The following is a 22,508-nucleotide window of genomic DNA, read 5'->3' on the forward strand; positions in this document are numbered from 1 at the left end:
TAAACGAACGAATGGTTCGGCGGATGCGGGCGCGGCTACAAAAATACTTACCCTTGGTCCTGCTCGCCCTGGCGATGCAGGTGCTGGCGCCGATTGCCGCCTGCTGGGCGGCCGGCGTTGCGGTCGCCGACCCGCTTCAGAACGCCGTCATCTGCCACGCCAATGGTGATTCAGCCGCAGGCGTTGACGACCGGAGCAGTCTGCCCGGCGCGCATGCTGGTGCTTGCTCGCTCTGCTGCCTGGCACAGGCAAACGCGTCCCTCGATGCGCCGCAGACCGTCTTCGCATCACCTGTCCGACCTGCCGAATGTGCGGCGTGGCAGGATGCGGCAGACCGTGTCGCCCAGCACCACGGCGGCTCCAACGCCCAGGCGCGCGCACCACCTCGATTTTCCTGACGATCCTCGTGACCGCCCGGCCCATCTGCCGGCGGTTGGTACCGTTGAATGGCCGGAGAGAAAGCCGGCGTCAGGAAATTCCCATGTTACTTCGTCATGCCCGCTGCGGCGTGAGCGTCGTTGCCGTCCAGGCCGCGCTGCTCGTATCGCTGAGCGGAGCCGCCGCGCAGAGCGGCGCAAGCGTATTGCCGCCGGTGACGGTCGATGCGCCAATTGCGACGCCATATAAGCCGCGCAAGCCGGCCATCCAATCCACGGCAGCGCGAGACCGGAGCGCGAAACCTGCAAGCTCCGCGAACGGGCCGCCCGCAGCGGCTGTCGCTAGCGGGCAGGGCACGGGCGCTGCTCGTGCGTCGCTGGATACTCCACCGGCGGTCGTACGTTATCAACTGCCTCAGCGCTCCTTCAGCATTACTGCCAAGGAGATCGACGAGACGATCAACCTCAAGGACCCCGAGGATGCCGTCAAGTACATGCCGAGCCTGTTCGTCCGGAAACGGCACGACGGCGACAATCAGGCGGTACTGGCGACGCGAAGCTGGGGCCTCAATTCCAGCGCGCGCACGCTGATCTACTACGACGATCTCCTGATCTCGGCGCTGATCGGCAACAATAATTCGGGTGCCTCGCCGAAGTGGAACCTGATCGTGCCGGAGGCAATCGGCCGGGTCGACTATCTCAATGGTCCATTCGCCGCGTCCTATCCCGGCAACTCGATCGGCGGTGTCTTGCTGATCACCTCGAAAATGCCGGACAAGCCGTTCGCGACGGCGAAGGAAACGGTCTCGGTGATGCCGTGGAGTCAGTACGGCACCAGGAGCACCTACGTCACCAGCCAGACCAGTGCGGCTGCGGGCAACCGCGACGGTGCGTTGTCGTGGCTCATCAGCGCCAACTATCGTGACAGCTATCAGCAGCCGCTAAGTTATGTGACGAATGGCTCGGTCCCGGCCAGGACGACAGGCACCTTCATCGCGCCGAGCCGGACTGGCGGGGTGGCGGATGTCGTCGGCGCCGGCGCGGTGGCGCACTCGCAGCAGACGTCGGGAAATATCAGGCTCGCCTACGACCTGACCCCGCTCGTGCAGACGACCTATTCGTTCGCAGTCTGGAACAATCATCAGACCTCGGAACCGCAAACCTATCTGCGATCGACGGTGACGGGCCAGCCGACGTTTGCAGGGCTTTCCGGGTTTGCTCCCAACAAATACACTTGGGACGAGCTCCACGTGAGCAACGCCGTCTCGCTCCGGAGCGATACCAAGGGCGTCTTTGATTTTGATCTTTCGGCGTCGAGCTACAATTACCTCGAGGATATTCTTCTCAACCCGTACACCGTCGTGGCGTCGCCCGGGCTCGGCTACTCGCTGAACGGCAAGGTGACGCGGATGGACGGCACCAACTGGCAGAACGCCGATGCCAAGGGCATCTGGCGTCCCGAAGGGATCGATGGTCCGCACGAGATCAGCTTCGGCCTTCACGGCGACCGCTATCGGCTCGAGAATCCCGTCTACGCCTCCACGGTTTGGTATACGGCTTCCCCGACAGGGAACGGGCAGCTCTACTCAAGCGGTGTCGGCGAGACGCGGACCGAGGCGTTCTGGGTTCAGGACGCCTGGAAGATCACACCGAACGTCAAGCTGACGCTTGGTGGACGATTGGAGAGTTGGCAGGCGGTCGACGGATTCAACCTTTATAGCAATGTCCTCAGCGGTGGGACGCCTCTGGTCCCGGTTCCGGTCATTCAAACGTTTCCGAAAAATCAGCCGGAGCTAAGTGCGACCAATTTCTCGCCGAAGGTCTCGCTGTCGTATGACCCCAACAAGGATTGGAACATCACTGCGAACTTCGGCGAGGCGTATCGCTATCCGACGGTGACGGAGCTCTATCAGAACATTTCCGTCAGCAACATCACCTACCTTGCCAATCCGCTCCTCGCGCCCGAACAGGATTTCACCGGCGAACTCAATCTCGAGCGACGTTGGCAGGACGGCCGGATCAGATTCACGGTGTTCGACGAACGCACGAACAACGCGCTGATCTCACAGACGACTGCCGTGACTGACGTGGCCGGAAACCAGTCGTTCCAGACTGCGGTCGGCAATGTCGCCGCCATCCGCATGCGAGGCGTCGAATTGTCGGCCGACAAGGACAATGTCCTGATCAGCGGGCTGCAGCTCTTTGGCAGCGTCACTTACGTCGATTCCAGGATCATCTCGGATCCGAGCTGGGCGGGAGCGACCACTGTCGTCGGCAAACGCGTGCCCTATGTTCCGGACTGGCGCGCGAAAGTCGGCGTCAGCTATCGTCCGAACCAGAGCTGGGTCTACACCGTTGCCGCGCGGTACAGCGGCAAGCAGTATGCGACCCTCGACAATACCGACGTCGTTCCCCACGTGTACCAGGCGTTCGATCCATTCTTCGTCGTCGACATGAAGATCCACTACAATGCGACGAAGAATTTCTCGTTCGATTTCGGCATCGATAATCTGTTCAACTACCAGTACTTCCTCTTTCATCCATTCCCGGGACGAACCTTCGTCCTTGCCGGCAAGTACACGTTCTGAAGGATGGATGAGTGCAGCGATGACAAGAAAGGTTAGTCCCATGAACAAGCTTTCCCGCATGCTCGCGCTCGCAGCGCTCTCGGCCCTGGCGTTCACTGCGCCCGGCCGCGCCGACGACGTCAGGGCTGGTGATCTCGTGATCACGCAGGCCTGGAGCCGGGCGACACCCGGCGGCGCAAAGGTCGCCGGCGGTTATCTGACGATCGAGAACAAGGGGAGTGCGCCGGATAAGCTGGTCGGCGTCTCAGCCGAGATCGCCGGCAAGATCGAGGTCCACGAGATGGCGATGGACAACGGCGTGATGAAGATGCGCCCGCTGGACAAGGGCCTCGCGATCGAGCCGGGGAAGACCGTGAAACTCGCGCCGGGCGGCTATCATCTGATGATGCAGGAGCTGAAGGGGCCGCTCAAGCAAGGCGACAAGGTCCCGGTCACACTTCAGTTCGAGAAGGCCGGAAAGGTAGTCGTCACCCTCGACGTCCAGGCCGTCGGCGCCCAGGCACCTGCCGGTGCCGGTCACATGGACATGAAAAAAATGCCGGACCATTCGGGAATGAAGATGTGATGGGCATGATCTGCTCTTTTTTAGGAGACCGAACATGAACATGTCGAAGCGATCCGGCCTGATCCTGATTGCCGCGCTGGCCGCATCGCCGGCGGCAGCGCACGTCTCGCTCGAGACCAAGCAGGCGACGGTCGGCGCGTCCTACAAGGCCGTGTTCGCCGTCCCGCATGGCTGCGCCGGCTCGCCGACGGTGAAGATCCGCGTGCAGATACCCGAAGGGGTCATCGCCGCAAAGCCAATGCCAAAGGCCGGCTGGAGCGTCGATATCGTCGAGGGCAAGTACACGGGCGAATACGATTTCCACGGCAACAAGGTTTCATCCGGGCCGAAGGAAGTGGTGTGGTCGGGCGGCAAGCTGCCGGATCACAATTATGATGAGTTCGTCATCAGCACGTTTCTCACCGACAGCCTGAAGCCGAACACGACGCTGTATTTCCCGGTCGTGCAAGAATGCGAGAAGGGCGTCAGCCGCTGGATCGAGATCCCCACGGAGGGGGCTGCCAATTCGCATGAGGGCAAATCGCCTGCGCCCGGCGTGAAGCTGCTGCCAAAGCCCTGATGCGCGTCCTCGCCGCGCTTGCTACGCTGCTGGTCTGTATCGGCTTTGCGACCGGTGCGTGGGCGCATGCGGCGCTGGTCTCGGTCGAGCCGGCCAATGGCAGCATCGTTGCGAGCGCGCCGAAGAGCGTCGAGCTGCGCTTCAACGAGGCGGTGACACCCGGCGCGATCCGGCTGATCGACGGGACCGGAAAGGTGCGCGAGGAGGCACGAGTCAGTGTATCCGGTGAGAGCATTTCGGTCGCGGTGCCGCAGGATCTGCCGGCGGGCACAGCGGTCGTCAGCTATCGCGTGATCTCGCAGGACGGCCATCCCGTCGCGGGCTCCGTCATCTTCTCGATCGGCGCGCCGTCGGCGACGCAAGTTCCCGCGGCTGCCAATGGCGGCGTGAACGCACTGATCTGGCTGACGCGGATAGGGCTCTATCTCGGGCTCTTCGCGGGCGTCGGCGGCGTGTTCTTTGTGGTCTGGATCGCGCGATCGATGAACGGCATGCTTGTGCCGCGCGCTGCGCTTTTTGTGGGGGTGCTGAGTGCGATCGCTTCGCTTCCCCTGTTGGGACTCGATCTCCTCGGTCTGTCGCTCACCGCACTGCTGACGTCAGCGCCCTGGACGATTGCATTGACGACAAGCGCCGGCCCCGCGCTTCTGATCGCGATCGGCACGATGCTGGTCGCCTGCATCGCGCTGCGCGGAGGGCAGGGCGCGCGCGTTCTCTCGGCCATCGCGCTCGCCGGCGTCGGCCTGTCGCTTGCCAGCACCGGCCACGCCGCGACTGCACCGCCGCAGGCATTGACCCGGCCGGCGATCTTCATCCACGGCCTCGGTATCGCGTTCTGGACCGGCGCGCTGGCACCGCTGGCCGTTTTGATGTCGAGACCGACGGCCGCCGCGCTGCCGATCCTGAACCGGTTTTCACGCCTTGCCCTGCCGGTCGTCGCCATCCTGGCGCTGACGGGCTTGACGCTCGCCGTCATTCAGCTCGAGAGCTTTGCTGCCCTGGTCGAGACCAGGTACGGCATCATCCTCTCGATCAAGCTCGCGCTCCTCGCGCTGCTGTTGGCGCTCGCAGCGTTCAACCGCTTTCGCCTGACGCCCGCGCTGGCCAAGAACCTCAAGGCGGCCTTCGCTCTCAGGAGCTCGATCATTGCGGAATGCGTGCTTGCGCTTGCCGTCTTCGCCGTCGTCGCCGGCTGGCGCTTCACGCCGCCGCCGCGGACGATCGTCCCGGAGACGCCGCTGGCGATCCATATCCATGGCGAGAAGGCGATGTTCCAAGTCCTCGTATCGCCCGGCAAGGCCGGTACCGATGACTTCGTCCTCCAGCTCATGACAGGTGAGGCGACGCCGCTTTCCGCCAAGGAGGCGACGCTGACCCTGAGCCTGCCGGAGCGCGGCATCGAGCCGATCGAATATGACGCCGAGCGTGGCACTGACGGCTACTGGCACGTGCGCAAGGTCGAGCTGCCGTTCGCCGGCCGCTGGCATGTGCGCATCGATGCGCTGGTGACCGATTTCGAGAAGATCACGCTGGAGGACGAACTCGACGTCGCGCCGCGCTAGAGAGGGCGGCGACCGGTTCCAGGAGGGGCCTTGAACGTCTTCATCCGACATCTGAAGGAAACAGAAAAATGACAGGAGTTTCGTCGCGTTAGCGCGTTTTCTTCATTCCCGGCCTTGTGTTTTCGCTCCCAATCCGGTTTCACTGCAACCCCTCACTGATTCTTCGAGTGTATCCATGCGGTTGTCCCGGTTCTTTCTGCCCATCCTGAAAGAAAATCCGAAAGAGGCGGAAATCGTCTCGCATCGCCTGATGCTGCGCGCAGGCATGATCAGGCAGGAGGCCGCCGGCATCTATGCCTGGCTGCCGCTCGGCTTCCGCGTGCTGAAGAAGATCGAGCAGATCGTGCGCGAAGAGCAGGACCGCTCCGGCGCGATCGAGGTGTTGATGCCGACCTTGCAGCTTGCCGATCTCTGGCGCGAGAGCGGCCGTTATGATGCCTATGGTCCGGAGATGCTGCGCATCGCCGACCGCCACAAGCGCGAGCTTCTGTACGGGCCGACCAACGAGGAAATGATCACCGAGATCTTCCGCGCCTATGTGAAGTCCTACAAGAACCTGCCGCTCAATCTCTATCATATTCAATGGAAATTCCGCGACGAGCAGCGTCCGCGCTTTGGCGTGATGCGCGGTCGCGAATTCCTCATGAAGGATGCCTATTCCTTCGATCTCAACGAGGCGGCCGCGCGCGTCGCCTACAACAAGATGTTCGTCGCGTACTTGCGGACCTTCGCGCGCATGGGGCTGAAGGCGATCCCGATGCGTGCCGAGACCGGCCCGATCGGCGGCGATCTCAGCCACGAGTTCATCGTGCTCGCCGAGACCGGCGAGTCCGGCGTCTTCATCAACCGCGACGTGCTCGATCTGCCGGTTCCCGGCGAGGACGTCGATTATGAGAGTGATCTGACGCCGATCATCAAGCAGTGGACCTCGGTCTATGCCGCGACCGAAGACGTGCACGATGCTGCGCGCTTCGAGCAGGAGGTGCCCGAGGCCAAGCGGCTCAACACCCGCGGCATCGAGGTTGGCCAGATCTTCTATTTCGGCACGAAGTACTCCGAGCCGATGAAGGCGATGGTGGCGGGGCCCGACGGCGTCGACGTGCCGATCCACGGCGGCTCCTACGGCGTCGGTGTCTCGCGTCTCGTCGGCGCCATCATCGAGGCCTGTCACGACGAGGCCGGCATCAAATGGCCGGAAGCCGTGGCGCCGTTCCGCGTCTCGATTCTCAACCTCAAGCAGGGCGATGCCGCCGTCGATGCGGCCTGCGAGAAGCTGTATGCCGACCTCCAGGCGAAGGGCGTCGACGTGCTCTATGACGACACCGACCAGCGCGCCGGGGCCAAATTCGCTGCCGCCGACCTGATCGGCATCCCCTGGCAGATCATGATTGGGCCGAAGGGGCTTGCTGACGGCAAGGTCGAGATCAAGCGGCGCGCCGACGGTTCGCGCGAGACCATGTCGCCGGCCGACGCGGTCGCTCGCCTGACCGGCTGAATATTATCCACCGCGCCATTTGCGGGGCAGGCAATCCGGCCACAATTGACCCCGAATCATGGGATTATCGAGCGATGGATGAGACCATGACAGAGCCAGTGCACACCGCGCCCTTCGCGCCATTCGAGTGGATGTTATCGGCGCGCTACCTGCGGGCGCGCCGCAAGGAAGGATTCATCTCGGTCATCGCCGGGTTCTCCTTCCTCGGCATCATGCTTGGCGTCGCCACGCTGATCATCGTCATGGCCGTCATGAACGGCTTCCGCAAGGAGCTGCTCGACAAGATCCTCGGCCTCAACGGCCATATCCTGGTGCAGCCGCTGGAATCGCCGCTGACCGACTGGAAGGACGTTGCCGAGCGCATCAGCCAGGTGGATGGGGTGCGGCTCGCCGCGCCCGTGGTCGACGGCCAGGCGCTGGCGTCCTCGCCGTTCAATGCCTCGGGCGTGCTGGTCCGCGGGATCCGCGCCGACGACCTGAACAACCTCACCTCGATCGCCAAGAACATCAAGCAGGGCTCGATCGAGAATTTCGACGAAGGGCAGGGCGTGGCGATCGGCCGGCGGCTTGCCGACCAGTTGTCTCTGCATGCGGGCGACAGTATTACCCTGGTCGCGCCGAAGGGCGCGGTGACGCCGATGGGCACGACGCCGCGGATCAAGCCTTACAAGATCGTCGCCGTGTTCGAGATCGGCATGTCCGAATACGACGCGGGCTTCGTCTTCATGCCGCTGCCTGAGGCCCAGGCCTATTTCAACCGTAACAACGACGTTACCGCGATCGAGGTGTTCACCACCAATCCCGATCGCATCGACGCGTTTCGCAAGTCGGTGACGGAGGCTGCCGGCCGGCCGGTGTTCCTGGTCGACTGGCGACAGCGCAACTCGACCTTCTTCAACGCGCTGCAGGTCGAGCGCAACGTGATGTTCCTGATCCTCACCATGATCGTGCTGGTGGCCGCGCTCAACATCGTGTCCGGCCTGATCATGCTGGTGAAGGACAAGGGCAGCGACATTGCGATCCTGCGCACGATGGGCGCCTCGCAAGGATCGATCATGCGCATCTTCCTGATCACGGGCGCCTCGATCGGCGTGGTCGGCACGCTCGTCGGCTTCTGCGTCGGCCTCGTCATCTGCCTCAATATCGAATCGATCCGACAGTTCCTGTCCTGGCTCACCAGCACGGAACTGTTCTCGCCGGAGCTCTATTTCCTGTCCCGGCTGCCTGCCGAGATCGACGTCGGCGAGACCACCGCGGTGGTCATCATGGCGCTGACCCTGTCGTTCCTTGCGACGCTCTACCCGTCCTGGCGCGCCGCGCGTCTCGATCCCGTCGAAGCGCTGCGGTACGAGTGAGGGCCTGATGGAGCAGGGGGCGGAAGATGTACCGGTCATTTATCTCCACGAGATAAAGCGGCAGTACGTGCAGGGCGAGAACGTGCTGACCATCCTGGACGGCGCCAAGCTCGCGCTGTGGGCTGGGCAGTCGGTGGCGCTGGTGGCGCCGTCAGGTTCGGGCAAGTCGACGCTGCTGCACATCGCAGGGCTGCTGGAGGCGCCCGATTCCGGCGAGGTCTATGTCGGGGGCTCGCCGACCTCACAACTGCCCGACATCGAGCGCACGCAGCTTCGCCGCACCGAGATCGGCTTCGTCTACCAGTCGCATCGGCTGCTGCCGGAGTTCTCGGCGCTGGAGAACGTCATGCTGCCGCAGATGATCCGAGGCTTGAAGCGCTCCGAGAGCGTCAAGCGCGCCAAGGATATCCTGTCCTATCTCGGGCTCGGCGACCGTATCACCCATCGTCCGGCCGAGCTGTCGGGCGGCGAGCAGCAACGCGTCGCGATCGCCCGCGCGGTCGCCAACGCCCCGCGGGTGCTGTTTGCGGACGAGCCGACCGGCAACCTCGATCCCGGCACCGCCGAGCACGTGTTCCAGGCCCTGATGCAGCTCGTCAAGGCAACCCAGGTCTCGATGCTGATCGCGACCCACAACATGGAGCTCGCCGGCCGTATGGACCGGCGGGTGTCGCTTTCCAACGGCCAGGTGGTCGAGCTCGACTAAAAAGCCCGAAAACAATCCCGCCGGGCGCAGCGTGGATGCACCTTGCCCACGGGAGAGGTGACTTGTGACCCGGGCTTGCACCGATTCAATCAGAACCAATCGAGCTTTACAGCCGGATCACCGGCATCTTGAACGGACCGGCATAGGCGGCTGCGTGCGCGACCGCTTCGTTGGCTACCTGCGGAAGCGATTGCATTTCGTGAACCCTGAAGCTATGAAATTGATGGTCGCGTGACTGGCGAGGCAAGGTGGACAACCACCGGGGAACGCGAGCAATTCACTGTGCCGTTCGCCTGGGCAATTGGGACATTCCCAATCAAAACGCTTCTTCCGGAGCTGCCCATGCTGACGTCGATCAGAATTACCGGACTTCAGACTTACGGCTATCACGGTCTGTTCGAGGAAGAGCGCAGGCTCGGACAAAAATTCAACTTTGACATTTTGGCCACGCTACAAGAGGTGCGGACCCACCTCGGGGACGATCTGGACTCGTCCGTGAGATATGACGCGGTCGTCGACGAAGCCGTCCAAATTGCAGCGTCAAGTAAGTTCCAGACTCTGGAGGCTCTAGGTGAAACGATCGCCGCAAGTCTGCTGCGGCGCTTCGCCATCATGGACAGCGTTACAGTCGCGGTTGCGAAATGCAGTCCACCTATTGCGCATTCGATAGAACAGGTCGGTGTCGAGGTCAGCCTGCGGCGTGCCGACCTCACGCTATCCCAGGATGGGATCGTCGGCATCTGACTCTCTCTACGTCCCCGCGTTCATGTCAGCGACTTTCATCACGGGAAGGGGATGCCATGGCGATCCTCACACGCATCGAACCAGATTGGGCAATTCGACCATTCCAGCCTGGTGAAGCGCCGGCGGTTCGGCGGCTCATCGAGGCCGTCTGGCATGAGCATTTTGCCGATCACCCTGAATCCTTTGTACGGGACTTCATTTATTCGCGTCTCTCGGACGTCGACAACGCGGAAACCATCTACGCTCAGCGGGGTCTCTTCTTGTGCGCGGTCGCCGAAAGCACAATCATCGGCACCGGTGCGATCAAAGGTGTCGACGATCGAGAGTGCGAAATGGTTCGCATGTTTGTCTCCCCAATCTACCGAGGTCGCGGGATCGCACGGTCCATCGCAGATGAACTCATCAGCTTTGCCCGTAGCGCAGGATATGATCGCGTTCGCCTGTCCAGTAACAACGCGCTGACGGCCTCCCATCGTCTCTACGAAAAGATGGGCTTCCGACCAGTGTCCCCCTGGGACCGAGGCGGCGAAACCTACTCACGGTACTACGCCCTCAGCATATGAAAGGCCAATATCAAGGCGGTCGCTCATCCCACCGAGGGTGTGCTGCATTTCGAGCTCATGAGCTTTCAGGCCAATGACGATCCCGGGTTGAAGCTCGTCGTCTACATCGGTCTAAATAGTAAGCGAGCTAAGAACCGCCGCAAATCAGTTCGCGACGGTTCCCTAAAGCGCGATGAGATCAGGATAAATCGCTGCCGCACTTTAGGTCGTTGTTTGAGCATGATCTTTTCGGAAAACCGCTGCGCGCTTTCCGGATCATGCTCTCGCGCGCCACCAGTTCCATCATCGAGTTCCAAAGGTTTCCGCTGCGGAACAGTGCGCGTGCATCGCGGCGCAACAAACGTTGCGGTTAGTTTAAGCGGCGAGCTGGAGCCGCTATTGGACCCCCGACGTCATCGGCCAGATGTGCAATGGCGGACGTCCGCATCACACCTTCAACCTGGGTAGGGAATTTAATGAAGATTCTGTCTGCGCTGCTCATGGCGGCGCTCATGCTCGCGGGCACAGGGGCAGGCCACGCGGCGGTTCGGATTGCCGACGACCCCGGCGGGCAGATCGGGACTTACCTTTCCAAGTACAGCGAACTTCGCGCTTCAGGCCAGTCGGTGATGATCGATGGTCTTTGCGCTTCGGCGTGCACCATCCTGCTCTCAACGATCCCTCACGACAAGATTTGCGTCACCTCGAACGCAACGCTTGGGTTTCACGCTGCGTATGATTTCGCCGGCAATGGCCGAACTGTCACTAATCCCCAAGCAACCCAGTTGCTCTATTCGGGGTATCCATCCCAGGTGCGGCGATGGATCGCGAGGCGCGGCGGCCTCACCCCCAGAATGATCTTCCTTCGCGGCAAACAGCTGCAAGCCATGTATCGTCCTTGCTACGTCGATGCCCGTGCTCCCGCGGCGATGCCAAGCGACTCTGCCTTCGTCGACCAGGAGCAGCGTGGCTTCCTTGCCAGCTTTGGCGCCCGGTCGGCACGTCCCCGCAAATAGCCAATTCCCCCACGTTCGCTCTCGCTGAGCCTCCCTGGTCGGCAGAGCGAACACTGCATCCAGAATCAATCGAGGAATCCTGATGGTGTTTCGTTTGAGCGCCGCGATCTGCGGCGCCTTAATGACGCTTGCTATTTCACCTGTTGCCATGGCGCGAAGTGAAATCAGTGCGGTTCGTTCAGATGCCCTCGATGGTGCCGCTTCCGGATCCGCGATCATTGGCGCAGCATCCATGTACAACCCTTTCCGACCCGGATATCGGGAGGGCGGCGTGAACACGGCTTCCGGGGAGCGCTATGATCCGTCTGCGTGGGCGGCTGCCATCAAAACCAATCTGCGAAACAAGTTTGGTGGCGTTCAATTCGGCGCGAGGCCGAAATACGCCCTCGTTGAGGGAGCGGGCAAGAAGGTCATCGTCAAAATAAACGATGTAGGGCCTCTCACGCCTGGTCGCATCATTGACTTCAACGAGCGGACGATGCGTCATTTCGATCCCAGCCTGCAGCGGGGAGTCATTGCCGAGGTCAAGGTCACACCACTTTCAGGCGACGATTGGATACCCGGACCAATTGCCTAACGTTCATCGCCGCCAAAGACGTCATACGCAAAGCGACCTGTAATCTGCTTCACAGAGAAACGCGCCCAATAACGCTAAGTGAAGTGAGGCCTCGCCTCCGCGGGGCCCGCTTTCGGAGCTGGCGATGATGGCTGCACTTGCAAAGGTGATATCCCGCGCGACGAGAACCGACGTCGACGTCGAAACTCTGAAAATCGTAGTGATTTTCTCGGCAGCGGGTTTGTTGGTCTCACTCGTGGCCGCCATGATCTACGGGCAGGCTCTGAACGCCGCACTATTTTGAAATCCCATGGGTTGATCGCTTCGACGCGAACGTTTGGACGACACCGTCTCTCTTCGCCGTCGGGCCCCAAGACCATGTCGCACCCAAGCAATGGGGCTGCGGTCCATTTCGATCACACGAATTTTCAGGCCAATGACGATCTCGCGTTGAAATTCGTCATCTACACGCTGGCGCGAACGAGCCACATTGTGGAACAGCTCCGGCTCGATTGTGGCGGCAATGCGGAGAGAAAAAGTTAGCGCGCCATACTCGCGTTCACACCAAGATGTGAACGCGTTTTCTGTGAGCGGAGAGAAGGCGAGGAACGCTGCAAGCACTGCAAAAATAGGACTCAACCGAGTTCCATGCGCGCGCGAGAAACATTCATTTACCTAGCGGGTCCTTTGGATAGGACTGTTGCGTCACGGTTACAGCAATTCCGTCGATCGCTGTTAAGAGGTGCCCACGGCCCGGGGGCCTACTGAAGAAACTGGAACGGGAATTCAAATGAAGAAGACTATGTTGCTTGCTGCTGCGAGCCTTGTCGCGATCAGCGCGGCTGCGCCGGCGGTGGCTGCTGACCTCGCTGCGCGTCCTTACACCAAGGCTCCGCCTGCCGCGATCGCCGCGGTCTACGACTGGAGCGGCTTCTACATCGGTATCAACGGCGGCGGCGGCTCGGCCCATACGACCTGGGATTTCGTCGGAACGGGTTCTGAAGGTTCGCACAACGCGACCGGCGGCACCGTCGGTGGTCAGATCGGCTATCGCTGGCAGACCGGGCAGTGGGTGTTCGGCGTTGAAGGCCAGGGCAACTGGGCCGACTTCTCGGGCGACAACGTCAGCCTGCTCTTCGCTGATCGCAACCGCAGCCGGATCGACTCGTTCGGTCTGATCACCGGTCAGGTGGGCTACGCCTGGAACAACGTGCTCGTCTATGTGAAGGGCGGCGCGGCCGTGGTCGGCGACAAGTTCGACGTCTACAGCACCACCACCGGCGCGCTGCTTGCCTCGACCAGCCAGACCCGTTGGGGTGGTACGGTCGGTGCCGGCCTCGAAGTCGGCTTCGCGCCCAACTGGTCGGTTGGCGTCGAGTACAACCACATCTTCCTGCAGGACAAGGACGTCACCTTCACGGGTCTCGTGGGTACCGACCGCATCCGTCAGGACGTCGACATGGGCCTCGTCCGCCTGAACTACAAGTTCGGCGGCCCGATCATCGCCAAGTACTGATAGGCGTACTGATCTATCGACTGCTCTCTCGGAGCGGTTGCGAAAGCCCCGGCCTTGAGCCGGGGCTTTTTTGCGCAACTCTGGCATTAACTAAAAAGCTCAGTTTCGCGGCGGGCTCAAGACGCGGCCTAAGGCTTAGGCGTCAGATCACGATCGCAAAGCCCGCCTAGTCTGACTGATAATGTCCTGTCTCTGAGATAGCCACGTCAAGAATTCGTCTCTGGCAGAAGTGAACGACTGCTGTGAAGCGGCAACCAACTGCTGTAGCTCCCGGACTTTATCGTCGTCGGTATTCCGCATCTTAATCCAGACCGAGAGGCCGTTGCGGTACGCGTCGATCGCGGTGCGAAACTTAATAAGGGGATCCTTCGGAAACAATATAGCGTTCATCTCTTGACGATACTCGCGCTCGTTCGCGAGCATGTCGTCATAAAGAGAGACGTCTATTTTTGCGGCAATAATTTTGATTTCGTCCATTCTCTGCAAGTACAATTGCGCTTCGTTCGGACGGTTAAACAGGTATCCGCCTAGAGCCTGTCGGGCCAGTAACAACATCTCTTCGGCAGGCTTGTTGATGATGTCCGAAATTTTGTCGAGGAAGGCGGCAACCTCTTCCTTATTCTTTGCGGAATAGTAGCGCGAGGAAAGCAGAACGGATTTAGCGGATGCTTCGGGGGACGGTTGTGCAGGCGAAGGAACAGCCGGGGCAATTGACGACTGTCCTGCTGGACGTGGTGAACGATCGGATGAGACAATAACAGCGCCTACAAGGGCAGCGCCAATACCGGCAAAGATCAGGACAAGTCCAACGAACATTCGTTTACCTTGCTTTTGGGGTAACGGCAGAAAACTGGCCGATAGCTTGCCGTCCAAAACTTTTTCCAGGTCAGCGATTCTCATCTGCTGACGGGCAAGGCGCTCATTTAAGAATGCGCGCGTTATCGCCAGTCCCAAAAAGAATCCAAGACCTAAGACTGCAAAGAACGCACTGGGGGACGTCGTGAGAAAGTCCCACTTATCGATAACGGTCTTTCCGAATCCAAACGGGTCCATTACGCGACATTAGACGGGGGTTCCCGTGTTGCGCGAGTCTTCGGATTCGTCCCAGTGGAATTAACCAAGGAATTCACCCAGGGCCGCTTTCTTCCGGCCTAGCCTTGACTCTCAAGAACAAAATGAGAACTATGTTCTTCATATGTTCTAGCGAGGGAGCAAGGCCATGTTGAAGATCTTCGTGGAAGAAGCAGCCGCACTGGCATCGATCACGCTGTTCGTCGGGATGATCGCGATCTGGGCGCAAGTCATCCCCCAGCTCTGATTCCCAAGCTTCGAGCGGGATTGGTGGCCCTCTGTTGAAAAGCGGGATGGCGCGCGGAATGTGCGCTCCCGCCGTGGACTCCCGGGGGCCGAGGCAGCACCATTGTGGGGCGAGTCGGGCGTTGCGAGGTGCGAATCAGCGCCCGGGTCCGGCAAGCGTTCCCAACGATGCGGAAGAGGCCTTAAGCGACCATGCCGAGCGCCGGATTTGTCCACCTTCACGTTCACTCGGCCTATTCGCTGCTCAAGGGCTCGATCAAGATCGCCAAGCTCGCCGAGCTTGCGAAGAAGGACCATCAGCCGGCGCTGGCGCTGACCGACACCGACAACATGTTCGGTGCGCTGGAGTTCTCCGACAAGATGGCGGGCTCCGGCATCCAGCCGATCGTCGGTTGCGAGCTCGCGATCGATTTCGGCGACCAGGATCCGAATGCGCGCAATGCGATTCTGCCGTCGCGGGTCGTGCTGCTGGCGGCGCAGGAGCGCGGCTATCGCAGCCTGATGCGGCTCAACTCGCGCGCGTTCCTCGAGACGCCTGACAGCCACGCGCCGTTCATCAAGTTCGATTGGCTCGACGGCGAGACTGACGGCCTGATCGCGCTGACGGGCGGGCCGGACGGACCGATCTCGCTCGCGCTCGCGGCCGGCCATGCCGAGCTTGCGGCCGCGCGCTGCGAGCGGCTTGCGGCCCTGTTCGGCGACCGCCTCTACATCGAATTGCAGCGCCATGGCATCGACAAGGAGCGCCGCATCGAGGGCGGTCTGATCGACATCGCCTATACAAAGGGCCTGCCGCTGGTTGCGACCAACGAGCCGTACTTCGCCTCGACCGACGACTACGAGGCTCACGATGCGCTGCTCTGCATCGCCGGCGGGCGGCTGATTGCCGAGACCGAGCGCGAGCAGCTCACGCCCGATCACCGTTTCAAGACGCGCGCCGAGATGGCCGTGCTGTTCGCCGACATTCCGGAAGCGCTGGCCTCGACGATCGAGATCGCCGAGCGCTGTTCGTTCCGTCCGATGACGCGCAAGCCGATCCTGCCGTTCTTCACCGTCGGCGCCGCAGGCAGCTCCGACGCGGCCGCGGTCGAGGCGGGCGAATTGAAGCGACAGGCGGGGGAGGGGCTGGCCAACCGCCTGCGCGTCCACGGCCTGTCGCAGGGCACGACGGAAGAGGACTACAACAAGCGCCTCGCCTTCGAGCTCGACGTCATCACCCGCATGAAATATGCGGGCTACTTCCTGATCGTGTCCGACTTCATCAAATGGGCGAAGTCGCAGGGCATTCCGGTCGGGCCGGGCCGCGGCTCTGGCGCGGGCTCGCTGGTCGCATGGGCACTGACCATCACGGACCTCGATCCGATCAAGTTCGGGCTGCTGTTCGAGCGCTTCCTCAATCCCGAGCGCGTCTCGATGCCGGACTTCGACATCGACTTCTGCCAGGACCGCCGCGGCGAGGTGATCAAGTACGTCCAGGAACGCTACGGCCGCGACCAGGTCGCGCAGATCATCACCTTCGGTACGTTGCAGGCGCGCGGCGTGCTGCGCGACGTCGGCCGCGTGCTGCAAATGCCGTACGGCCAGGTCGACAAGCTGACCAAGCTGGTACCGCAGAATCCGGCCGCACCGGTGACGCTCGCCGCTGCAATCGAGAGCGAGCCCAAGCTTCAGGCATTCCGCGACGAGGATCCGATCGTGGCGCGCGCCTTCGACATCGCCCAGCGTCTCGAAGGCCTGACCCGCCACGCCTCGACGCACGCCGCCGGCATCGTGATCGGCGATCGCCCCTTGAGCGAACTCGTGCCGATGTACCGAGATCCGAAGTCGGATATGCCGGTGACCCAGTTCAACATGAAGTGGGTCGAGCCGGCGGGCCTCGTCAAGTTCGACTTCCTCGGCCTGAAGACGCTCACCGTGCTGGATGTCGCGTGCAAGCTGCTCAAGCCGCGTGATATCCACGTCGATCTGGCAACGCTGCCGATCGACGATGCCGAAAGCTACCAGATGCTGGCGCGCGGTGAGGTGGTCGGCGTGTTCCAGGTTGAAAGCCAGGGCATGCGGCGCGCGCTAGTCGACATGCGTCCCGACCGTTTCGAGGACATCATCGCGCTGGTCGCGCTCTATCGCCCGGGCCCGATGGCGAACATCCCGACCTATTGCGCACGCAAGCACGGCGACGAGGAGCCGGAATATCTCCACCCCGTGCTGGAGCCGATCCTGAAAGAGACCTTCGGCGTCATCATCTACCAGGAACAGGTGATGCAGATCGCGCAGGTGATGTCGGGCTATTCGCTCGGCGACGCCGACCTGCTCCGCCGCGCGATGGGCAAGAAGATCCGCGCCGAGATGGACAAGCAGCGCGACATCTTCGTTGCCGGCGCGGTGAAGAATGGTGTGCCGAAAGCGCAGGCCGAGACCATCTTCGAGCTCTTGGCGAAGTTCGCCGACTACGGCTTCAACAAGAGCCACGCCGCGGCCTATGCGCTGGTGTCCTACCACACCGCTTACATGAAGGCGCATTATCCGGTGGAGTTCATCGCGGCGTCGATGACGCTCGATCTCAACAACACCGACAAGCTCTCCGAATTCCGCTCCGAGGCGCAGCGCCTCGGCATCAAGGTCGAGCCGCCGAACATCAACCGTTCGGGCGCGACGTTCGAGGTCGGCGAGAAGACGATCTACTATGCGCTTGCCGCGCTCAAGGGCGTCGGCATCCAGGCGATCGACCAGATCATCGAGGAGCGCACGAAGCGGGGGCTGTTCATCTCGCTGGCTGACTTCGCCGCGCGGGTCAATCCGCGCGCGATCAACAAGCGCATCATCGAAAGTCTTGCCGCCGCCGGCGCCTTCGACACGCTGGAGCCGAACCGCGCCCGCGTCTTTGCCGGCGCCGACTCGATCCTCGCCGCCTGCCAGCGTGCGCATCAGGCGGAGACCATCGGCCAGAACGACATGTTCGGCATGTCGGCGGATGCGCCGACCATCATGCTGCCGCAGATCGAGCCCTGGCTGCCGGCCGAGCGGCTGCGACGCGAATATGACGCGATCGGCTTCTTCCTTTCCGGCCATCCGCTCGATGACTACGCGACGATCCTCAAGCGGTTGCGGGTGCAGAGCTGGGCGGAGTTTTCACGCGCTGTCAAAACCGGCGCGACCGCCGGCAAGGTCGCTGCCACCGTGGTGTCGCGCATGGAGCGGCGCACCAAAACCGGCAACAAGATGGGCATCATGGGGCTGTCCGATCCGACCGGCCATTTCGAGGCGGTGCTGTTCTCCGAAGGGCTCGCGCAATATCGCGACGTGCTGGAGCCGGGCGCAGCCGTGCTGTTGCAGTTGGGTGCGGAATTGCAGGGCGAGGATGTGCGCGCGCGCGTGTTGCACGCCGAGCCGCTCGACGCCGCCGCAGCCAAGACGCAGAAGGGGCTGCGCATCTTCCTGCGCGACACCAAGCCGCTGGAATCGATTGCTCGACGGCTTGCGGGTTCCGACGCCGCGCCATCGAATGGCGGCGGCGCGCCGAAGGTCAGCAGCCCCGGCATCGCGCCGCGCTCCAACGGCGATGGAGAGGTATCGCTGGTGATGATGCTCGACCTCGAGACCGAGGTGGAGATGAAGCTGCCGGGCCGCTTCAAGGTCTCGCCGCAGATCGCAGGCGCGATCAAGGCAGTCGCCGGCGTCGTCGACGTGCAGCAATTGTAGCGCACGGCGCATTGCAACCAGGCGATGTTTCTGGCTAGCATGCCTCCGGGGAATAAATCGGGGGCGTTATGCTACGACGTGGTGTGCTGCTGTTGGCTGTTGCTGCAATGTTGGCGGGGTGTGTGAGCGATCAGGTCGGGACTGATTTCGCTTCAGTGTCACAAAAGGTCGGACCTCCGCGGGCGGGACAAGCGCGCGTCGTTCTGTTGCAGGACAAGAGGAATGGCTTGAGCATGGCGTTCTGCGCCTGCGAGGTAAAGCTCGATGGTGCCCCCTTAGGGAAGGTCCTCGCCGGAAAATATGTTTATGCGGATCGGCCGGCTGGCCGGCACCAATTGCTGGTGAGCGAGGTGCTGTTTCCGGGCGACACCACGCGCGAGATCGTGATGGAGCCCGGGCGGACGCATTTTTACCTCATCAAAAGCAGCGCCAGGCACGATGCTGCGACGGGGGGAGCGGTTCTCGGCGGCTTGGCTGGGCTCGCGGTCGTTTCCGTGGCGACGGCTGGCGAGGCGAATCCTGGACCTGCCGAGCTTGTCCCGCTCGATGAGGCGACCGCGCGAACAAAACTCGCCGAGTTGCAAGCTGTCGACTAGAGCCGTTCCCGTTCCGATTGAATCTGAACGGAGCTCTAGATTCTCGTTTTGACGCGTTTTCTTGACGCGAACCGGTGTCCACTTTGCTGAAAAACGCTCTAGTATCAGCGGCATGACCGCCGCTGCATCGCGGGGAGGAGCCAGGCATGTGCGAGAATTGCGTCCACGATCGTAATGTCCACATGGGTCCATCGCGGAGATCGCTCATTCACTTAACCGTCTCCGCACTTGGTCTGGCCTTGGGCGGCGCCGCTTTGGCCAAGGAGACCAAGGCACCGCCCAAGCCGCAAAATGTGGTGACGCCCGATGCTGCGCTGAAGCGGCTGATGGACGGTAATGCACGCTATGTTGACGGTGTGGCGCGGCGCCATGACTTCAAGCATGAGCGGGGAGCCCTTGCCGCCGGACAGAACCCGTATGCGGCGATCCTGAGCTGCGCGGACTCGCGCATTGCGCCGGAATATGCCTTCGACACCGGCCGCGGCGATCTCTTCGTCTGCCGCGTCGCTGGCAATTTTGCCGGCAACGAGACGGTTGCCAGCCTGGAATATGCGGTGGCCGTGCTGAACACGCCGCTGATCCTGGTGCTGGGCCACGACAGTTGCGGCGCGGTCGATGCGACGTTGAAAGCGCTGAAGGACGACAAGTCGCCGCCGGGACACATTCCTTCGCTGGTCGAGGCGATTGCGCCGGCCGCCAGGGCGGCCATGCAGCAAAGTGGAGACGTACTCGATGCGGCGATCCGGCAAAACGTGATCGACAACGTTGCCAAGCTGAAGTCTGCGGCGCCGATCCTCAATGCGGCGGCCGAGCAGGGCAAGCTCAAGGTCGTCGGCGGCATCTATCGGCTTGCGACCGGCACCGTGGACCTGATCTCCCAGGGGTAGAGGGGACCCGGCCGCGCTTTCGCAAACGCGAACCTGACGTGGAGCTGACGGCCACCGGCCATGCCGTCGCCTCAATCCAAGCGTTTTTCGTTTACGAGCGTTTTTCGTTCAAACGCCATTCAGCCAGCCGCGCGCCTCATGTGCGGTGACAAGCTCAACAACAATAGCGGGCGCGAGAGCCATGCGTGGGACACGACAATCTTTCCTCGGATCTTTCCTCGGTCTGCTCCTTCCGAGCCTGTTGCTCGCGGCAGGCGGGCTCTTCGATCCCGCCTATGCCCAGCAGCAGGAGAAGCGCATTGCGCTGGTGGTCGGCAACGGCGCCTATGCCAAGTCGCCGCTGGCGACGACCGCCAATGACGCCGGCCTGGTCGCGCAGACGCTACAGGCCGCCGGCTTCGACGTGGTCGGCGCCCGCGACCTCGACGGCGACACGCTGCGCAAGAGCTTTCGCGATTTTCTTCAGAAAGCTCAGACATCGGGACCCGGCACGGTCGCGATGATCTATCTCGCCGGTTATGGCGTGCAGCTTGCCGGGGAGAACTACTTCATCCCGGTCGATTCCAACATCACGCGCGATACCGACGTTCCGACCGAAGGCTTGCGCATCAGCGACTACGTCCGCCAGCTCGCCGCACTGCCGCTCAAGGCGAACATCGTGGTGCTCGATGCGGCCCGGGCGCAGCCCTTCATCGAAGGCGGCCAGCCGATCGCAAGCGGGCTCGCGCTGGTCGAGCCCGACGCGAACATGCTGATTGCCTATAACGCCGCTCCGGGCACTGTGGCGCCGGAAGAGCCGGGGCCCTACGGCATCTACGCTCAGTCGCTCGCCGAGATGATCCGCACCGGAGGCCTGCCGCTGCCGGAAGTCTTCGATCGCGTGCGCCTGCGCGTCAACGAAGCCAGCAAGGGCGCGCAAGTGCCCTGGGACGATCAGAAGATCAGCGCGCAGTTCTCCTTCTTCGAGCGCGGCCCCGACGCTCCGCCGCCGCCGGCCGCGCCCGATCAGGTAGCCGCGATGCGCAACAAGTCGATCCGCGATCTCGGCGTGCAGGATGCCTATGCAGCCGCGCTCGAGCGCGACACGCTGCCGGCCTATGAGGAATTCCTCGCCGCCTATCCCGGCGATCCCATGTCCAAGCGGGTGATGGCGATTGTCGCGGCGCGCCGCGAGGCGATCACGTGGCGGCGATCCTATCGCGCCGACACGCCGGACGCTTACTGGTCCTATCTGCGCCGCTATCCGCGTGGGCCGCATGCCGGCGACGCGCGGCGCAGGCTCGCGATCCTGACCGCGCCGCTCGAGCCGCCGCCGAGCTTCGCCATGATGGACTACGACGTGCCGCCGCCGCCGCCGGAGGAGGTGGTCTATGTCGATCGCCCCGTGCTGCTGTTCAGCGATCCCGTGTTCGGCTTCGTGCCGCCGCCGCCGCCGCCGGTCTATTTCTGCCCGCCGCCGCCACCGGACTTCGTCGTGCTGCCGCCGCCGCTGCCCGTGGTCGGATTGTTCGTGCTGCCGCAGCCGATGTTCGTGCCGATCCCGGTCTTCGTCAGGCCGCCGGTCTATGTCGCACCGCCGCCGAATAACATCATCTACCAGAACATCCACAACACCACGGTGATCAACACCGTCATCAACCAGCCGCCCGCGACCGCGGCGGGCCTTGCGCGGGGCAGCCTCGCGCCGGCCGTCGCGGGCCGCGCCACGCCGGCGGGACCGGCCGTGCCGCAGGCCGTCGCGCAGCGCGCCGCCTTGATCCAGCAGGGCAAGCTGCCGATGCCGCAGAGTGCGACCATCACGCCGACCGCGAGGCCGGGGACACCGGCTGCGACGCCGGCGAATGTCAGGCCGGCCACCGCCGCGCCGCCGAGCCGGCTGCCCGAAGCCAATACGTTGCCGGTCCCCGGCACCCATGGGGCCCCGCCTGCGCCCACGGCCGCCCAGACGCCGAACGGCAGGCTCGCGCCAACTGCGACGGCGCCGGCCAATGGCACGCAGCCGGGGCGGCCGAACGCCGCGACCGCAACGGCGCCGTCCACCACGACGCCCGCGGTTACGGCGCCCGGCCAGCCGCAACGGCCGCCGGTCGCCGGGACCCCGGCCACCACCCCTCCGGATAGCCGCGCGAAGTCAGCCATTCGTGAGCAGGGCACCACGGCTCCATCTGCGGCAGGGGCGGGCGGCAAGCCTGCCGTCACGGCGGTGCAGCCCACGGGCCGCGAGCCGCCAAGGCCGCAGAATCAGCGCGTGGTCGCCCCGCCGCCGCAAGCGGCCAAGCCAGCCGCGCCGCCGCATCCCCAAGCCGTTGCGAAACCGGTGCCCTCGGCCCCGCCGCCGCGGGCAGCCGCACCGCCGCCTCCGCGCGCTGCGCCTCCGCCGGTCGCTGCGGCCCGGCCGGCTCCGCCCCCGCCGGCGGCTCGCCCGGCG

At 63.0% G+C, this 22,508-nt stretch carries 19 protein-coding genes and 1 riboswitch; of the genes, 18 read left to right on the forward strand and 1 reads right to left on the reverse strand.

Features of this window, described 5'->3' with window-relative positions:
• Positions 1 to 23 precede the first annotated feature (23 nt).
• From ACV1FX_RS28315 to ACV1FX_RS28380, 14 genes are all read left to right on the forward strand, one after another.
• Positions 24 to 398: a DUF2946 domain-containing protein gene (locus ACV1FX_RS28315; protein ID WP_473120866.1), complete on the forward strand. Its 375-nt coding sequence runs from the start codon at positions 24 to 26 to the stop codon at positions 396 to 398.
• 83 nt (positions 399 to 481) lie between these two features.
• A complete protein-coding gene (locus tag ACV1FX_RS28320) occupies positions 482 to 2,965 on the forward strand; it encodes a TonB-dependent receptor (protein WP_473120843.1) in 2,484 nt (827 codons plus the stop codon).
• 40 nt (positions 2,966 to 3,005) lie between these two features.
• A complete protein-coding gene (locus tag ACV1FX_RS28325) occupies positions 3,006 to 3,530 on the forward strand; it encodes a copper chaperone PCu(A)C (protein ID WP_473120844.1) in 525 nt (174 codons plus the stop codon).
• Between the two features lie 40 nt (positions 3,531 to 3,570).
• Positions 3,571 to 4,089: a YcnI family copper-binding membrane protein gene (locus ACV1FX_RS28330; protein ID WP_473120867.1), complete on the forward strand. Its 519-nt coding sequence runs from the start codon at positions 3,571 to 3,573 to the stop codon at positions 4,087 to 4,089.
• A complete protein-coding gene (locus ACV1FX_RS28335) occupies positions 4,089 to 5,651 on the forward strand; it encodes a copper resistance CopC/CopD family protein (RefSeq protein ID WP_473120845.1) in 1,563 nt (520 codons plus the stop codon). The genes ACV1FX_RS28330 and ACV1FX_RS28335 overlap by 1 nt, the downstream gene beginning before the upstream one ends.
• A gap of 175 nt (positions 5,652 to 5,826) precedes the next feature.
• A complete protein-coding gene (gene proS / locus ACV1FX_RS28340) occupies positions 5,827 to 7,146 on the forward strand; it encodes a proline--tRNA ligase (RefSeq protein WP_473120846.1) in 1,320 nt (439 codons plus the stop codon).
• Between the two features lie 74 nt (positions 7,147 to 7,220).
• Positions 7,221 to 8,501: a lipoprotein-releasing ABC transporter permease subunit gene (locus ACV1FX_RS28345; RefSeq protein WP_473120847.1), complete on the forward strand. Its 1,281-nt coding sequence runs from the start codon at positions 7,221 to 7,223 to the stop codon at positions 8,499 to 8,501.
• Positions 8,502 to 8,505: 4 nt separating this feature from the next.
• On the forward strand, positions 8,506 to 9,207 hold the full coding sequence (locus tag ACV1FX_RS28350; RefSeq protein WP_473120868.1) for an ABC transporter ATP-binding protein: 702 nt from the start codon (positions 8,506 to 8,508) through the stop codon (positions 9,205 to 9,207).
• Between the two features lie 221 nt (positions 9,208 to 9,428).
• A riboswitch (ZMP/ZTP riboswitch) is annotated at positions 9,429 to 9,513 on the forward strand.
• Positions 9,514 to 9,549: 36 nt separating this feature from the next.
• Positions 9,550 to 9,951: a dihydroneopterin aldolase gene (gene folB / locus ACV1FX_RS28355; RefSeq protein ID WP_473120848.1), complete on the forward strand. Its 402-nt coding sequence runs from the start codon at positions 9,550 to 9,552 to the stop codon at positions 9,949 to 9,951.
• Positions 9,952 to 10,007: 56 nt separating this feature from the next.
• Positions 10,008 to 10,514 carry a GNAT family N-acetyltransferase gene (locus tag ACV1FX_RS28360; protein ID WP_473120849.1) on the forward strand — a complete coding sequence of 169 codons (507 nt, stop codon included), beginning with the start codon at positions 10,008 to 10,010 and terminating at the stop codon, positions 10,512 to 10,514.
• 455 nt (positions 10,515 to 10,969) lie between these two features.
• On the forward strand, positions 10,970 to 11,509 hold the full coding sequence (locus ACV1FX_RS28365) for a hypothetical protein (protein ID WP_473120850.1): 540 nt from the start codon (positions 10,970 to 10,972) through the stop codon (positions 11,507 to 11,509).
• A gap of 82 nt (positions 11,510 to 11,591) precedes the next feature.
• Positions 11,592 to 12,086, forward strand: a complete 495-nt coding sequence (locus tag ACV1FX_RS28370; protein WP_473120851.1) for an RlpA-like double-psi beta-barrel domain-containing protein — start codon at positions 11,592 to 11,594, stop codon at positions 12,084 to 12,086.
• A gap of 124 nt (positions 12,087 to 12,210) precedes the next feature.
• A complete protein-coding gene (locus ACV1FX_RS28375) occupies positions 12,211 to 12,369 on the forward strand; it encodes a hypothetical protein (protein WP_473120852.1) in 159 nt (52 codons plus the stop codon).
• Positions 12,370 to 12,855: 486 nt separating this feature from the next.
• Positions 12,856 to 13,581, forward strand: coding sequence for an outer membrane protein (locus ACV1FX_RS28380; RefSeq protein ID WP_473120853.1), 726 nt, complete (start codon positions 12,856 to 12,858; stop codon positions 13,579 to 13,581).
• 147 nt (positions 13,582 to 13,728) lie between these two features.
• On the opposite strand, the gene ACV1FX_RS28385 is transcribed toward ACV1FX_RS28380, so the two are convergent.
• Positions 13,729 to 14,634 (reverse strand): hypothetical protein, encoded by a 906-nt coding sequence (locus tag ACV1FX_RS28385; protein ID WP_473120854.1) that lies wholly within the window; start codon positions 14,632 to 14,634, stop codon positions 13,729 to 13,731.
• Between the two features lie 456 nt (positions 14,635 to 15,090).
• Between ACV1FX_RS28385 and dnaE the strand changes: the two genes are divergently transcribed.
• The 4 genes from dnaE to ACV1FX_RS28405 all read left to right on the forward strand — a co-directional run.
• The gene (dnaE, locus tag ACV1FX_RS28390) at positions 15,091 to 18,597 is read left to right on the forward strand and encodes a DNA polymerase III subunit alpha (protein WP_473120855.1); all 3,507 of its coding nucleotides are present in this window, start codon (positions 15,091 to 15,093) and stop codon (positions 18,595 to 18,597) included.
• A gap of 233 nt (positions 18,598 to 18,830) precedes the next feature.
• Positions 18,831 to 19,193 (forward strand): DUF2846 domain-containing protein, encoded by a 363-nt coding sequence (locus ACV1FX_RS28395; protein ID WP_473120869.1) that lies wholly within the window; start codon positions 18,831 to 18,833, stop codon positions 19,191 to 19,193.
• Positions 19,194 to 19,339: 146 nt separating this feature from the next.
• Complete coding sequence (locus tag ACV1FX_RS28400; protein WP_473120856.1) at positions 19,340 to 20,080, forward strand: carbonic anhydrase; 741 nt, start codon at positions 19,340 to 19,342, stop codon at positions 20,078 to 20,080.
• A 181-nt stretch (positions 20,081 to 20,261) separates the two neighbouring features.
• On the forward strand, positions 20,262 to 22,508 hold a 2,247-nt coding region (locus ACV1FX_RS28405), incomplete at its 3' end, for a caspase family protein (protein ID WP_473120857.1).

It is taken from the genome of Bradyrhizobium ingae, assembly GCF_055791185.1.